Here is a 14,206-nt window from a genome sequence, read left to right on the forward strand (position 1 = left end):
TGCTCGTCTGGTGGGGGCGGCCGTCGGCCGCCGGGTGCGGCTACTCGGCCGAGTGCCGCCCGTGCGGGTGCTCGTCGGCGTCCGGTCGGGAGGCGCTGCCCGCCTCGGTCCCGGCGGCGTGCGCCGGGTGCGTGCGCAGCGCGCCGGTGACCGCGGGCGGCTCGTCGACGGGTGCCGGGGCCGCGTGCGCGCCGTGCGTCGTCTGGACGGCCTGGTCGCGCGTCCCGTGACCCGCAGCGGCGGAGGAGGACGCGCCTCCCGTCCGACCGGACCCGACCGCCGAGCCGGCGGGGCGGGGCTGCGCCGCGACGTCCGGTGAGGTCGGGACGGTGCGCATCGAGCCGGTGTCGGGCGTCACGAGTGATCCGGTGTTCGCCGCGGCCCGCTGGGCGTCGGCGGCCAGACGGTCCGCGGCGGACCGCTCGTCGTCGGCGGCGCGCTGCGCACCCTTCGCGGCGTCGGCCTGTTCCTGCAGCGCCGAGACCTTGCGGAGCGGCGGCACGCGGAAGAACCAGGTCAGGACGAAGGCGAGCAGGATCACGGCGAGGCCGACCCAGTAGACGACCACCGCCGAGCTGCTGAACCCGACGAGGAACGGACGGGTGAGCCGCGGGTCGGCGCCGTTCAGGAACGAGGTGTCGCTCGTGGCGGACCCGGCTCCCGAGCTCGCGGCGGTGTTGCCCTGCTTCAGCTGGTCGACGAGCTTCGGCGCGACCTCGTCCACGACGGCGCGGCGCTGGTCGGCGTTGCTGTAGTCGACCTGCACCGTGCCGTCGACGACCTCGGCGTTCGCCTTCGCGGCGACCGTCTCGAGCGCCTGCTGCTCGGCCTGCGGCTTCGCGGCGGCCACCTGCTGGGCGATGACGGCGTCCGCTGCGGAGGCCGGGATCGCGCCGGACGCGACCTGCTGCTGCACGGCGGACGTGACCTTCTGCGTCACGGCCTGGTCGGCCGCCTGCTTCGCCGCCGCGGCGCCCTGGTCGAGACCCTTCTGCACGTTCTGCTGCACGGGGCGGACGATCTTCGACCAGATCTGGTCCATCACGCCCTTGTTGTCCGACGCGTTCGCGACGGAGGGTGTCAGGGCGGCGTTCAGTGCGGGCTTGAGGGTGGACTCGTCCTGCATCGCGCCGGTGATGTTCGTCGGCATGAGGGAGAACAGGACCGACAGCAGCACCGCGGTGCCCATCGTGCCGCCGATCTGGCGGAAGAACGTCGCCGCGCTCGTCGCGACGCCGATGTCCCGAGGGCTGACGGAGTTCTGCGCCGCGAGCGTGAGCGTCTGCATGAGCTGCCCGAGCCCGAGGCCGATGCCGAACATGCCGAGCATGAGGAACCAGAGCGGTCGGTCGGCCGTCAGGAACGTCAGGACGGTGAAGCCGATCGCGGTGAAGGCCGTGCCCGTGATCGGGAACACCTGGTACCGACCGGTGCGGGAGATGATCTGGCCGGAGGCGATCGACGAGATCATCAGACCGAGCACCATCGGGAGCATCGCGAAGCCCGACTCGGTCGGCGTGACGCCCTTCACGATCTGCAGGTACAGCGGGATGGTGAGCATCGCGCCGAACATGCCGAAGCCGACGAGGACGCTCAGCACGGCGGCCATCGAGAAGACGTGCGAGCCGAAGAGCTTGAGCGGCAGGATCGCGTCGTCACCCATCGACCGCTCGACGATGACGAAGGCGATCAGCCCGAGTGCGCCGATGCCGTAGCAGGCGAACGCGCCGGGGGAGTCCCAGCCCCACTCACGGCCCTGTTCGGCGATGAGGAGCAGCGGGACGAGGGTGACGATGACCAGGGTCGCGCCCCACCAGTCGATCCGCGGCTTCTTGCGGTCGCCGAACTTCGGCAGGTGCAGGAACGTGAGGACCATGACGAGCGCGCCGATGCCGATCGGGACGTTGATCAGGAAGACCCAGCGCCAGCCGCTGACGAACAGGATCTGGGACGCGCCGGCGAACAGGCCGCCGACCAGCGGACCGATGACGGACGAGATGCCGAACACGGCCAGGAAGTAGCCCTGGTACTTGGCGCGCTCGCGGGGGGCGAGCATGTCGCCCATGATCGCCAGCGGCAGGGACATCAGACCACCGGCGCCGAGGCCCTGCAGCGCGCGGAACCCGGCGAGCATGAGCATCGACGTCGAGAACGACGCCGCGAACGAGCCGACGATGAAGATGCCGATCGCGGTCAGGAACAGCGGGCGGCGGCCGAAGATGTCGGAGAGCTTGCCGTAGATCGGGGTCGTGACGGTCGAGGCGATCAGGTACCCGGTCGTCACCCACGCCTGCTGGTCGAGCCCGTGCAGGTCGTCGCCGATCGTGCGGATCGCGGTGCCGACGATGGTCTGGTCGAGGGCGCCGAGGAACATGCCGGCCATGAGGCCGTAGATCACGAGCAGGATCTGCCGGTGGTTCATCACCGCGTTCGAGGACGTGGTGGGTGCCGCGGGTGCGGTCGCCGTCTGGGTCATGCGGAGTGGCTCCTGGAGGAGGTGGTGAACTTGCGCGTCCTGCAAAGTTACATCCGCCGCAACTGATCGGCGCACGGGGAGGGGCTTCCTGAACGGATCGGCAGGGCGTCGCTCAGATGACCGGGAGCGTACGCCGGGTGCCGGGTGCCGGGTGCCGGGTGCCGGGTGCCGTTCGCCGGACGACGAGACGCCGCCGGGGTGACGGGCGGCGTCTCGTCGTGGGTGGTGTGCTGACCGGCGGTGGGGCCGGGCTCGGGATCAGGCGCCGAGTGCGGCGTCCACGATCTCCTTCGCCTCGCGCTGCACCTGCTCGAGGTGCTCCTGCCCGACGAAGCTCTCCGCGTAGATCTTGTAGACGTCCTCGGTACCGGAGGGCCGGGCCGCGAACCAGGCCTTGTCGGTGACGACCTTCACGCCGCCGACCGCGGCGTCGTTGCCCGGCGCCTTCGACAGCTTCGCGGTGATCGGGTCGCCGGCGAGCGTGTCGGCGGTGATCGCGTCACCGTCGAGCTTCGACAGGCGGGCCTTCTGCTCCTTGCTCGCCGCGGCGTCGACGCGCTGGTAGACCGGCGCGCCGAACCGCTCGGTGAGCTCGGCGTACAGCTGCGACGGGGTCTTGCCCGTCACGGCGGTGATCTCCGACGCCAGGAGCGCCAGGATGATGCCGTCCTTGTCGGTCGTCCAGGCGGTGCCGTCCTTGCGCAGGAACGAGGCGCCCGCGGACTCCTCGCCACCGAACGCGACCGAGCCGTCGATCAGCCCGGGCACGAACCACTTGAAGCCGACCGGGACCTCCCACAGCCGACGGCCGAGCGACTCCGCGACGCGGTCGATGATGCTCGACGACACCAGGGTCTTGCCGATGGCGGCGTCGTCGCGCCACTCCGGGCGGTGCGCGTACAGGTACTCGATCGCGACCGCGAGGTAGTGGTTCGGGTTCATCAGCCCGGCGTCGGGCGTGACGATGCCGTGGCGGTCGGAGTCGGCGTCGTTGCCGGTGAGGACGTCGAACTCGTCCTTGCGGGCCACGACGGACGCCATCGCGCTCGCGCTCGACGGGTCCATCCGGATCTTGCCGTCCCAGTCGAGCGTCATGAACGCCCACGTCGGGTCGACCTCGGGGTTCACCACGGTCAGGTCGAGTCCGTAGTGGTCGCGGATGCGCTCCCAGTACGGCAGCGAGGCGCCACCGAGCGGGTCCGCCCCGATCCGGACGCCCGCGCGCTTGATCGCGTCGATGTCGATGATGTGCTCGAGGTCGGCGACGTACGTGCCGAGGTAGTCGTAGCCCTCGGCGTCGGTGGTCTCCTGGCGGCGCACCTGGGCGTTCCCGCCGGCGATGATCGCGTTCGCCCGGTCGGCGATCCACGACGTGGCGTCGCTGTCGGCGGGGCCGCCGTGCGGCGGGTTGTACTTGAAGCCACCGTCCCGCGGCGGGTTGTGGCTCGGCGTGATCACGATGCCGTCGGCCGTGTCGGGGTTGCCCGCGCGGTTGTACCGGATGATCGCGTGGCTCAGGGCCGGGGTCGGGACGAAGCCGTCGGCGTCGTCGACGAGCACGCGGACGCCGTTCGCGGCGAGCACCTGCAGCGCGGTCTGCTCGGCGGGAGCCGAGAGCGCGTGCGTGTCACGGCCGATGAAGAGCGGACCGTCGGTGCCCTGCTGCGTGCGGTACTCGACGATCGCCTGCGTGATGGCGGCGATGTGCGTGTCGTTGAACGCGGTGTCGAGCGAGGAACCGCGGTGCCCGGACGTGCCGAACACCACCTTCTGCTCGGGGATCGACACGTCCGGGACACGCTCGTGGTACGCGGCCAGGAGGGCGTCGAGGTCGACGAGGTCGTCTGCGGTCGCGGGGGTGCCGGCGCGGTCGTTCATGGACCCATCCTGGCACCAGCCCCGTCCGGGTGTCCGAGGGTGACGGCTGGCTGCGTAGGCTGCTGGCGGGACCACGGACGGTGGCCCGACGGGGGAGAGCAAGATGACGATCGTCCGCGCGGACGCGGCGCTCGCGGCTCGGCTGGGACACGACGGGGAACGCGTCGTCGAGACCGCGCCGGGCGCGGTGCTGTCGTGGCCAGCGCTCCACCTGCTCGCGGAGCACGGGTGGCGGTGGCGGCCGGCGGCGGGAGCGGGGGACGCGGGCGCGCCGGTCGGTGACCTCCTCCACGTCGACCTGACGGTCGAGCACGCTCCGTCGCCGCGCACCCTGCTCGGTCCCGCGTCGGAACGCTTCCTCGCGGCCCTCGGCCGACGACCGTCGTGGTCGCGGCACGAGGGCGACGCGCCGCTCACCGCCGCTTCCGTCACCGAGATCGCCGAACGTCGGTCGCCCGCGCCGACGACGTTCGTCGTCGGCGGGGCCGACCGGGGCGTCGGCGGGCTGCTCGTCGTCGAACGCGGCCCGCGGTCGGTGTTCGAGACCCTCCGTGTCGTGGTCGCGATCGACGACCCGGGCGGCCTGCGTGACGGACTGGAGGCGGGCCTCCGGTCGGCGAGTCTGGGTCGCCACCCGCAGTCCGGCCTGTTCTCGACCAGCCGTGGTCGCGTCGACGGTGTCACCGACGCGGTCCTGCGGGGACCGGTGACACCGCTCGCGGTGTTCGCCGGGGCGCGCGCCCTGCGGGCGCGGGGCCTGACGGCCTCCGTCGCGGCACTCGGCGGTCGTCCCGTCGGTCCGGTGCGGACCCCCGGAGCGCTCTTCTGGTTCGACGGCGCGGAACCCGAGCGGTGGCGTGCCGCGGCCCACCTGGCCCGGGAGGTCCGTGGTGACAGGTTGCGGCCCGGCCCGGTGCCGGGTCACGATGGAGGTCGGACGGGGGAGGTTCGATGAGTGCAGCGGGTTGGAAGATCGATCCCGCCGGTGTTCGGGGCGTGCTCGACGGCATGCAGACGTCGCTGGACGGGACGGCCACCGCACTGCGGTCGGTGCAGACCGGGGTCGCGGACGCTGCGGGCGGGGCCGGAGCCGTCGTCGGCGAGGCCCTCGGTGCGTTCGTCGCGCAGGTGGCGGACGACGTCGAGCAGGTCACGCTGCGACTCGTGGGCGGCGTGCAGGGCGTCCGCGGTGCCCTGGGCGCCTACGAGCAGGGCGATCTGCAGATGGCAGCCGACGTCCAGCGCGCCGGCACGACCGCGCACGAGACCAACGACCTGTCGGTGCTCGCGCGCTCGGCGGCCGAGCCAGGTGGCACGAGCGTGCCCGGGAGCGACCGGTGAGCGGCGTCGCGATCGGCGACCACGGGCTCGTCGACCCCGACGGCATCCCGGGCGCCGACCTCGACCTCGCGGCCGTGTCGTCCGCGGCGAGCACCATCTCCGGGGGAGGGGACTCCCTCCGGACCGTGGCCGACGAGATCCCCGGTCGGTGGCACGCCCTGGCCGGGGTCTACGAGGCGCCGGAGTCGGGGCAGGTGCTCGCCCTGATGGACCCGGTCGTCGCGGACACGCACACCATCGGAGCCGCGGCGCGCGGGGTGGCCAAGGCGCTCGACACGTACGCCTCCGACGCCGCGGGTCCGAAGCGGCAGCTCGACGACCTGCGCGTCGAGGCCGCGGCGTTCCGTGCCCGGGTCCAGGGCAGCGTCCCGAAGGTCACGTCTCCCTACGCCATGAGCACCGGCCCCCAGGTCGACGGGTCGTGGAACGCGTACGGCGCCACCCGCACCGACCCGACGCCGAAGGACACGATGGTGCCCTGGTACGAGGACGTCGTCACGAAGCACGAGAACGACGAGCTCATCCGTCGGATCAACGCCCAGGTCGCGCTGCTCGAGCAGGCGCAGGCCGACTGCGCGACGGCGATCAAGAAGGCGTCGGGGGCGACGCTCGCGGGCGCGTACGTCGCCCCCGCGGAGAACGACCTCAACGCACGCGGCGTGGACCTGCCGTGGAGCGCGGTGGGCACGGCCGAGGGGAAGACCTGCGGCGAGCAGTTCTCCGAGGGCGCGTTGGACGAGCTGCTCAACTCCATGGAGAGCGGCATCCACATGCTCGGGTTCGACAACCAGGGCGTCTGGTCGACCGACACCCTCGGCTCGACCTGGGGCGGGGTCCTCGACGGCGCGGCGACCCTCGGGCTCTTCCTGTCGCCGTTCGCCTGGTTGGACGCAGCGGCGGACCGCAACGGCGCGGCAGCGAAGGCGCACGACGCAGCAGGCAAGGCGATCGGCGACTGGTGGGCCGAGGCGCAGGAGCACCCCGGTGCCGCCGCCGGCGCAGCGGCGATGGGCCTCGGTCTCGGTGCCGCCGGTCCCGGCGGCGTGGCCAAGGACACCGCGAAGGCGGCCGAGCTCGCCGAGGGCCTCGGGAAGCTCGGGCTGCACGGGTTGAGCCGCGACGTGCGGTCGTGGGTGGAGAACGGCGCCTCGAAGGAGAGCATCGACGCACTGCACGACCTGGTGGACCGGACCTACCGGGACTACACGGGCAGCGAGCACTTCACCCCGGGCACGGGCGCGGGCGACGGGGCGTTCGACCAGATGCTCCGTGGCGAGATGGCGAAGTTCGTCGACGAGCACCCGGACCTGATCCGTCCGCACGACGAAGGATCCCTCCCGCACGGCGTCGAGTCGAAGCCCTTCATCGACGCGGGCGGGCTCGCGGCCGCCGAGAAGGCCGGCGGTCACACGTTGAGTCGGCACGTGCGGGAGGATCTGCACGGGCAGGAGCTCGATGACTGGATCCGATCCCGGAAGGGCGGGACGATCCGGAACAGCGCGTGGACCGTCCCGGTCGAGGACGTGAACCGCCTCGTCGCGAACGACCTCGACTTCAACCACGGAGCAGTGCAGGAGTGGATCGGACAGATGCAGCGAGGTGAGATCGACTTGAAGACCAAGGCCTTCGAGTGGCCGGCGGATCGCGTCGTCGGTCGTGGTTACAATCCCGCGAGGACCCCGAAGATGCACGACGACACGGTGGTGCGCACGGTGCTCAAGTACGTTCCCGGCCGCAATCCGCCGTACGTCGTCCTCACGGCGTTCCCGGCGCCGGTGATCTAGTGAAGCCCTCTCTCGAGCGTCTTCGCGAGCTCGGCGCGCTCGCGCCGCACGTCTACGACTTCCTGGCGGCGTACTTCAACTACGACTGGGACCTCGACTACGCCGACGCGGAGTCGCTGTACGCCGATTCCCTCGACCGTCTCAGGCCGACCGCCCGGGACCAGTACGTCGCGGAGGCCCGCCTGCTCGAGCGGGAACTGCCGGACGACGAGTCCGTTCTGGAGTACATCTACTGGGTCGGTGCGGCGATCGACTTCGAGGGGGACTTCGGGGTGAGCCCGGTCGAGTGGCTCCGTGGGCTGGTCGAACGGCTCGAACACCCGCGTCCGCTCCCGTCCGATCACCGGGAGTCGAGCAGCGGATGACCGGCAGCACCGACGGAGCTGTACCCGTCAGCTGGACGGAGCACGATCGCATCGGCCGCGATCAGCCGTCCCGTCACCACGAAGAAGGAGCGCAACGTGTCACACAGCGTCAGGACCGGCACCTCGGTGTTCACCTGCGGGACGGCTGAGGCAGACCGGATCGTCGCGGAAGCCCTCGACGTGAACCACCTGCGCATCCGCGCGTGGGTCGCCGCTGGCTGCCCGAGCCCACTCCGTGTCTACGCGGTGTCCGGTGCCGTCACCGGCCGCGGCATGCCGTTCGGCTGGGTCCAGGACCTCGACGCCGTCCGCGTGGTCCTGACCGCTGCTCCGGACCAGCCGGCCGGTTACACGGTCCTGACCGCCTACCCGGCGCTGTCGAGCACCACCGCGCTGAACTTCAGCGCGTTCGACGGCTTCGTCGGGGCCTACTTCCACCAGGACTGGGCGGACGCTCCCTACCGGGCCGCCGACGCGCTCGAACACTTCCTGGCCGTCACGTCGCACGAGGACCAGCAGGCGTTGCTCGTGGACGTGCGCGACCTTGACGAAGTGCTGCCGGACGCCGCAGCTCTCGGCGGACGGCTGGTCGAACTCGACTGCAACTACGTCCCCGAGGACGATGGCCTGGACGACCGGACGTGGTTGCGGCAGATCGCAGCACGCATCGAGGATGTGCTCTCGTGCTGACCGAGCATGAGGGCTGCCCCTCGTACCCGACGAAGTGAGCCCCGTGGACCTCGAATCGCTGACGAAGCAGTACCCGCACTTCTGGACCCTCATGGGCGCGTACTTCAACTACGACTGGCGCGACGAGTACGAGACGGCCGAGCGCGTGTACGACGACGCGTTCGGACGGATGAACCGCGGCAAGCTCGAGGAGGTCGATGCCGAACTCAGCGCCATCGCGGCCGAGTACCGCACCGACGACGAGGTCGAGCGGTTGCTCGGCACGATCGACACCGGCCTCGACCCGTCGCTCGACACCGGGCGGACCCCGGCACAGTGGCTCGGGGACCTGCGGCGACACGTACGAGGGCTCCTCGATGCGCCTGACGCCTGAGCGCCTGCGAGAGCTCGGCGCGCTCGCGCCGCACATCTACGACTTCTTGGCAGCGTCCTTCAACTACGACTGGGACCTCGACTACCCCGATGCGGAGTCGCTCTACGCCGATTCCCTCGACCGTCTCAGGCCGACCGCCCGGGACCAGTACGTCGCGGAGGCCCGCCTGCTCGAGCGGGAACTGCCGGACGACGAATCCGTTCTGGCGTACGTCCGTTGGGTCAGCGCGGCGATCGACTTCGAGGGGGACTTCGGGGTGAGCCCGGTCGAGTGGCTCCGTGGGCTGGTCGAACGGCTCGAACACCCGCGTCCGCTGCGTCCCGAGCGCGAGCAGGGGAGCAGCCGGTGACCGACCGTGCCGAAAGGGTCCCGGCCCCAGCAGCGTGCGGACCCCGGCAGCCTGTTGCCCCCGGCACCGAGCCGGCCCTTCCCGCGGGCTGAGCCGCCGGAAGGGTCCGCTCCGCGCTCAGGCGGTGCGGAACGACCCGGTCGTGGTGCGCAGCGAGCCGGTGACGGTCCGGTTCGAGCTCGTCGCGGTGCCCGGGCGGCGGGTCTCCACGTCCACGAACCGGCCGAGCGCGCGGCCCGAGCCGGTGCCGGTGTAGCTCCCGACCGCGCGCCAGGCGGCCTGGACCGCGTAGGCACCGAGCTCGTCGCGGTGCTCGAGACCGGAGACGTAGGCGCCGCCGAGGGGGTTCTGTCGGATCTGCACGGGTGCTCCTCGTCGTCGTGCCGAGGATCGTGCGCCGTCAGGTCCGACGGTCACGACGCCGTCGGCTGGTACCCCGACCCTACGCCCCTGTATTGCATGATGCAAGAAAGGGCACGTTGCATGATGCGGGAAACGGTCAGGCGACGAGCTCGCAGAACGTCCGTCCGCCGACCGTCCAGCTCTGTCGCGGTCGGAGGCCCGCGACCTCGGCGTGCCCGAGCAGCGCGTCGATGCCGACCTCGGCCCACGGGAACGCCGCGCTCTGGTTGCCGTCGGCGTCCACCACGTGCGCCTCGAAGGACCGGTCGGCAGCGGGGTCGGTGTGCGTCTCGACGACGACCCGGCCGCCGTCGCGCACGATCTCGGCGCAGCGGACGAGCAGGGCGACGGGGTCACCGCCGATGCCGATGTTGCCGTCGATCACGAGCGCGGTGTCCCAACGGCCCTCGCTCGGGATCTCGTCGAACACCGACCCCTGCACGGCCGTGCCGCCGGAGCGTCGGGCGATCGCGACGGCCTCGGCGGAGACGTCCACCCCGAGCGCGGGGATGCCGAGGTTCCGTGCCGCGACGAGCATCCGGCCCGGTCCGCAGCCGATGTCGATGACGGGGCCGTCGGCGCCGTCGAGCAGCGACCGGTCGACCCGGTCCGCCGCCGCGTTCCACCGGCCCACGTCCATCGTCACGTGGACGTCCGGGCGTGCCGGGTCGGTCAGGCGGATGCGGCCGTCGGTGCGGAGGGCGTTCGCGTAGGGCTCGCCCCCGCCGGCGCCGAAGGTCACGGTGTCGTGCATCGTCATCGGGTACCTCCACACTCGGCGAGTTCGGTCAGGGTCTCGTCGCGGAGCGCCGCGGCGAACCGGGACTCCGGCACGAGCGCGGCGACGCGGTCGGCGTCGGGGACGGTGTCGACGTCGAGCAGGGTCTCGAGCACGCCGACGTCGAGCCCGGCCTCGGTCAGGCGCGAGCGCTGCACCGCGCCGGTGTCGTCCTGCGACATCGGCACGCCGCGGAGCAGGGCCCCGTCGGGCTCGCGGAGGTAGAGCGACCAGAAGCCGCCGTCCTCGGCCGGGCCGAACCACGCGTCGCGCTCCGGCTCGTCGAACACCGGGGCGAGGTCGGACGTGGACGCCTGCGGGGTGTCCATGCCGACCAGGAGCGTCGGACCGGTCATCGCGTCGAACATCGCGCCGAGCCGCTCGTCCAGGCCGCCGCCGACCTGGTGCAGCACCTCGAAGTCGTCGGTGCCCTCGGGCAGCACGACCCCGTCGTAGAGCAGCACGCGGCGTGCGGCGGGGAGCGCGCGGACCGTGGCGATCGTGTCGGCCAGCGACGCCGCCGCGACGCGTGCCGCGCCTGCCGGCGTCAGCGCCGGCGTCAGCCGGGTCTTCACCTTGCCGGGCAGGCACTCCTTGGCCACCACGACCACCGTGACGTCCGTCATGGGCGTGCTCCTTCCGTGTGGGACCCGGCCGTGTGCCGGACGGGACCGGGTGCGACGGTCCGGGGACGTGCCTCCCGGCCGTACTCGCGCAGCAGGCGCGACATGTCGCGCACCGCGTTGACGGTGCCCCGCAGCGTGCCGGTGACCTTGCTGTCGCCGACGCGCTGGGCGTAGCCGATGTCGGACTCGTCGACACGCCACCCCGCGGCGTGCGCCGCGAGGACCATCTCGAGCGGGTAACCGCTGCGGCGGTCCTGCAGGTCGAGCGCGACGAGGTCGGCGCGGCGCATGACGCGCATCGGGCCGAGGTCGCGCAGCCGGTAGCCGGTCGCGCGGCGCATGAGGATCGCGAGGACGCGGTTCGCGAAGCGGGCGTGCGGTGCCCACGCGCCGCGCGTGGTCGGGACGCGGCGGCCGAGGGCGAGGTCGGTGCGGCCGTCGGCGACGCGCGCCACGAGGTCGGGCAGCTCGGCCGGGTCCATCGAGGCGTCGGCGTCGCAGAAGGCGACGTACTCGGCGGTCGCGGCCGCGACACCGGCGGCGCAGGCCGACCCGAAGCCCTTGACGGGTTCGGTCACGACGGTGGCGCCGTGGGCGCGCGCGACCTCGGCCGACCCGTCGGTCGAGCCGTTGTCGACGACGATCGCGCGGTAGCCCTCGGGCAGCCGGCCGATCACCGTCGGGAGCGCGTCGGCCTCGTCCAGGCAGGGGAGGATCACGTCGACGTTCATGTGGACCATTCGGTGCGGGTCGCCGGATCGACGGGTTCCGTCGTCGGTCGCGCGCGTCGCGGGCGCGGCTGGGTCGGGCGCGTCGGCCGGTGGGTGGTCCATGGTGTCGACTGAACACGACGCGGAGGAGCGGGGTACAGGATCGGTGTCCCCCGCGCGGTGGTCCGCGCGTGTTGTGGCTGTCCTGCCACGCGTTCGGGGGACGGCCTGGAGGCGCGCCAGCCGCCCGGCGCGCCGCGTGCGTCGGGCGGGTGGCGGGGCGGGCGCGGGGCGCCGGTGGATGCGGGTGCGGATGTGCTCGCGGTCGCGCCCGGCGCGGTGCGCCGGGCGGTCGATGCGCTGCGTCGGTCCGGCGGTGCCGGTGGGCGGGTGCTGCCGGTGGTTCGGTCAGCGGACGGCGGCGCGGAGCGGGGCGGTGGCGAACTCGCGCATGCCCCGCTCGAAGTCGACCTGCGCGCGCCACCCGAGCTCGGCGGCGATCCGGTCGGACGAAGCTGTGACGTGCCGCACGTCGCCCAGGCGGTACTCGCCGGTGACGACGGGCTGCGGACCGTCCGGACCGGCGATGGCCGCGGCCATGTCACCGATCGTGTGCACGACCCCGGAACCGACGTTGTACGCGCGGAACGTCTCCGCCGGCAGGTCCGCGGTCGCGGCGATCGAGGCGGCGTTCGCGCCGGCGACGTCGTCCACGTGCACGAAGTCGCGGCGCTGTCGGCCGTCCTCGAACACCCGCGGGGCCTCGCCGCGGGCGAGCGCCGAGCGGAACAGGGACGCGACGCCCGCGTAGGGCGTGTTCGAGGGCATCCCCGGCCCGTAGACGTTGTGGTACCGCAGGGCGATGGCCGTCCCGCCGGTCGCGCGCGCCCAGCTGGAGGCGAGGTGCTCCTGCGCGACCTTCGTCTGCGCGTAGACGTTGCGCGGGTCGAGGGCGGCCGACTCGTCGATCAGCCCCGGCAGCAGGGGACGACCGTCCGGACCGATCGGGTCGAAGCGACCGGCGTCCAGGTCTTCGCGGCGGCGGGCCGGCGGGCGCATCGGCTCACCGTCGGCGGTCGTGTAGGCGCCCTCGCCGTAGACGACCATCGAGCTCGCGACGACGAGGCGACCGATGCCGTTCCGGTCCATGCCGGCGAGGACGTGGGCGGTGCCGGCGTCGTTCGACGAGACGTAGTCGGGGGCGTCCTGGAAGTCGACGCCGAGCCCGACCTTGGCGGCCTGGTGGCAGACGACGTCGACTCCGTCGAGTGCGGCTTCGAGCGCCACGCGGTCGCGCACGTCGCCGTGCACGAAGGCGATGCCCTGCTGCTCGTGGGCGCGGAGGACCTCGCCCGGGTCACCGTGGACGTCGTCGCGCAGGGAGTCGAGGATGCGCACCTCGTGGCCCTCGGCCAGTGCACGACGGACGATCGCGGAGCCGATGAAGCCCGCGCCGCCGGTGACGAGCAGGCGGCTCACGCGCGGGGCTCGACCGTCGTGCGGAGGACGCTCTCGCTGGCCGCCGCGGGCACGAGCTCACGCGGGCTGTAGTCGTCCGGCAGCGCCGCGACGATGTCGCCGATGGCGCGGACGATGACCTCGTTCGCGCGGGCCAGGCGTTCCATCACGGCGGCGTGGGTGACGGGGGCCGCGGTGTCGTCGGCGGGCGTGGTGCCAGCCGCCGTCTCGTCCGTCGCCGGGGCGAGGCCCGCGTCGGCGTCCGTGACGAACGACAGGTTGACGGTGCCGATGCCGAGCTCGGCCGCGAGCGGCACCTCGGGCGTCATCGTCATGTTGATGGTGTGGCCCCCGGCCTCGCGCAGCCAGACGGACTCGGCGCGCGTCGAGAAGCGCGGTCCCTGGATCACGACGCACGTGCCGGTCGGTCGGAACGGCACGCCGAGGGCGGCCACGGCGTCGATCGCCGCGCGACGCAGTACGGGGTCGAACGGGTCCGCGAAGGACAGGTGCTGCACCTGGTCCTCGAAGAACGTGTCCGCGCGCCCCCAGGTCCGGTCGATGAGCTGGTCGGTGACCACGAAGGTGCCCGGCGCGTAGTCGGGGTGCAGGCCACCGACGGCGCTCGAGGACACGATCGCGCGGACGCCGAGCGAGCGGAGCGCCCACAGGTTCGCGCGGTGGTTGATCAGGTGCGGGGCGACCGAGTGCTCGCGACCGTGCCGCGTGAGGAAGGCCACGCGCTTGCCGGACATGGTGCCGACGGTGATCGGGCTCGACGTCGCGCCGAACGGGGTCTCGACGACGAGTTCGTCGGCCGTGCCCTCCTCGAAGAGTCGGTACAGGCCGGAGCCGCCGATCACCCCGATGCGTGCGGTCGTTCCGTCCACAGGTGCGGTCGTGCTCACGTCGTCCTCCACAGGTCCTCCGGATGTCCTCGGTGCGCGGTGCGCCCTGGATACGCTAGCGACGCCCC

Annotated in this window: 15 protein-coding genes; 7 read left to right on the forward strand and 8 right to left on the reverse strand. The window is 72.5% G+C overall.

From position 1 onward, the window contains the following. Positions 1-40: 40 nt before the first annotated feature. Positions 41-2,476 carry an MDR family MFS transporter gene (locus QOL15_RS03725; RefSeq protein WP_071245171.1) on the reverse strand — a complete coding sequence of 812 codons (2,436 nt, stop codon included), beginning with the start codon at positions 2,474-2,476 and terminating at the stop codon, positions 41-43. A gap of 258 nt (positions 2,477-2,734) precedes the next feature. Further along, entirely contained in the window at positions 2,735-4,354 is a 1,620-nt protein-coding gene (gene pgm, locus QOL15_RS03730; RefSeq protein WP_071245169.1) for a phosphoglucomutase (alpha-D-glucose-1,6-bisphosphate-dependent), read from the reverse strand. 103 nt (positions 4,355-4,457) lie between these two features. On the opposite strand from pgm, the gene QOL15_RS03735 reads away from it, so the two are divergent. The 7 genes from QOL15_RS03735 (at position 4,458) to QOL15_RS03765 (ending at position 9,256) form a co-directional block, all read left to right on the forward strand. Continuing rightward, positions 4,458-5,309 (forward strand): DUF6177 family protein, encoded by an 852-nt coding sequence (locus QOL15_RS03735; RefSeq protein WP_071245167.1) that lies wholly within the window; start codon positions 4,458-4,460, stop codon positions 5,307-5,309. Next, the gene (locus QOL15_RS03740) at positions 5,306-5,695 is read left to right on the forward strand and encodes a DUF6507 family protein (protein WP_139197219.1); all 390 of its coding nucleotides are present in this window, start codon (positions 5,306-5,308) and stop codon (positions 5,693-5,695) included. The genes QOL15_RS03735 and QOL15_RS03740 overlap by 4 nt, the downstream gene beginning before the upstream one ends. Further along, positions 5,692-7,479 carry an RNase A-like domain-containing protein gene (locus QOL15_RS03745; protein ID WP_071245165.1) on the forward strand — a complete coding sequence of 596 codons (1,788 nt, stop codon included), beginning with the start codon at positions 5,692-5,694 and terminating at the stop codon, positions 7,477-7,479. The genes QOL15_RS03740 and QOL15_RS03745 overlap by 4 nt, the downstream gene beginning before the upstream one ends. Further along, positions 7,479-7,844: a contact-dependent growth inhibition system immunity protein gene (locus QOL15_RS03750; RefSeq protein ID WP_071245163.1), complete on the forward strand. Its 366-nt coding sequence runs from the start codon at positions 7,479-7,481 to the stop codon at positions 7,842-7,844. The genes QOL15_RS03745 and QOL15_RS03750 overlap by 1 nt, the downstream gene beginning before the upstream one ends. 96 nt (positions 7,845-7,940) lie before the next feature. Continuing rightward, complete coding sequence (locus tag QOL15_RS03755) at positions 7,941-8,534, forward strand: contact-dependent growth inhibition system immunity protein (protein ID WP_071284853.1); 594 nt, start codon at positions 7,941-7,943, stop codon at positions 8,532-8,534. A gap of 43 nt (positions 8,535-8,577) precedes the next feature. After that, entirely contained in the window at positions 8,578-8,907 is a 330-nt protein-coding gene (locus QOL15_RS03760; protein WP_071245159.1) for a contact-dependent growth inhibition system immunity protein, read from the forward strand. After that, entirely contained in the window at positions 8,891-9,256 is a 366-nt protein-coding gene (locus QOL15_RS03765; RefSeq protein ID WP_071245157.1) for a hypothetical protein, read from the forward strand. Before QOL15_RS03760 ends, QOL15_RS03765 begins: the two co-directional genes overlap by 17 nt. A gap of 117 nt (positions 9,257-9,373) precedes the next feature. Here QOL15_RS03765 and QOL15_RS03770 read toward each other — a convergent pair whose 3' ends face one another. The 6 genes from QOL15_RS03770 to QOL15_RS03795 form a co-directional block, all read right to left on the reverse strand. Next, complete coding sequence (locus QOL15_RS03770) at positions 9,374-9,619, reverse strand: hypothetical protein (protein WP_065963544.1); 246 nt, start codon at positions 9,617-9,619, stop codon at positions 9,374-9,376. A 136-nt stretch (positions 9,620-9,755) separates the two neighbouring features. Further along, the gene (locus QOL15_RS03775; protein WP_083230314.1) at positions 9,756-10,418 is read right to left on the reverse strand and encodes a bifunctional 2-polyprenyl-6-hydroxyphenol methylase/3-demethylubiquinol 3-O-methyltransferase UbiG; all 663 of its coding nucleotides are present in this window, start codon (positions 10,416-10,418) and stop codon (positions 9,756-9,758) included. Next, positions 10,415-11,062, reverse strand: a complete 648-nt coding sequence (locus QOL15_RS03780) for a DUF2064 domain-containing protein (RefSeq protein WP_065963546.1) — start codon at positions 11,060-11,062, stop codon at positions 10,415-10,417. The genes QOL15_RS03775 and QOL15_RS03780 overlap by 4 nt, the downstream gene beginning before the upstream one ends. Continuing rightward, positions 11,059-11,802 (reverse strand): glycosyltransferase family 2 protein, encoded by a 744-nt coding sequence (locus tag QOL15_RS03785; RefSeq protein ID WP_065963548.1) that lies wholly within the window; start codon positions 11,800-11,802, stop codon positions 11,059-11,061. Before QOL15_RS03785 ends, QOL15_RS03780 begins: the two co-directional genes overlap by 4 nt. Positions 11,803-12,180: 378 nt before the next feature. Beyond that, positions 12,181-13,251 (reverse strand): NAD(P)-dependent oxidoreductase, encoded by a 1,071-nt coding sequence (locus QOL15_RS03790; RefSeq protein WP_071245155.1) that lies wholly within the window; start codon positions 13,249-13,251, stop codon positions 12,181-12,183. Further along, positions 13,248-14,138 (reverse strand): MTAP family purine nucleoside phosphorylase, encoded by an 891-nt coding sequence (locus QOL15_RS03795; RefSeq protein ID WP_253181670.1) that lies wholly within the window; start codon positions 14,136-14,138, stop codon positions 13,248-13,250. Before QOL15_RS03795 ends, QOL15_RS03790 begins: the two co-directional genes overlap by 4 nt. Positions 14,139-14,206 lie beyond the last annotated feature (68 nt).

It is taken from the genome of Curtobacterium sp. MCBA15_012, assembly GCF_001864935.2.
In the GTDB taxonomy this organism is placed as follows: Bacteria; Actinomycetota; Actinomycetes; order Actinomycetales; family Microbacteriaceae; genus Curtobacterium.

Coding starts and splice junctions, on each gene's coding strand:
- pgm (WP_071245169.1), bottom strand. CDS start 4,354: ATGAACGACCGCGCCGGCACCCCCGCGACCGCAGACGACCTCGTCGAC.
- QOL15_RS03765 (WP_071245157.1), top strand. CDS start 8,891: ATGCGCCTGACGCCTGAGCGCCTGCGAGAGCTCGGCGCGCTCGCGCCG.
- QOL15_RS03725 (WP_071245171.1), bottom strand. CDS start 2,476: ATGACCCAGACGGCGACCGCACCCGCGGCACCCACCACGTCCTCGAAC.
- QOL15_RS03785 (WP_065963548.1), bottom strand. CDS start 11,802: ATGGTCCACATGAACGTCGACGTGATCCTCCCCTGCCTGGACGAGGCC.
- QOL15_RS03775 (WP_083230314.1), bottom strand. CDS start 10,418: ATGACGATGCACGACACCGTGACCTTCGGCGCCGGCGGGGGCGAGCCC.
- QOL15_RS03735 (WP_071245167.1), top strand. CDS start 4,458: ATGACGATCGTCCGCGCGGACGCGGCGCTCGCGGCTCGGCTGGGACAC.
- QOL15_RS03740 (WP_139197219.1), top strand. CDS start 5,306: ATGAGTGCAGCGGGTTGGAAGATCGATCCCGCCGGTGTTCGGGGCGTG.
- QOL15_RS03780 (WP_065963546.1), bottom strand. CDS start 11,062: ATGACGGACGTCACGGTGGTCGTGGTGGCCAAGGAGTGCCTGCCCGGC.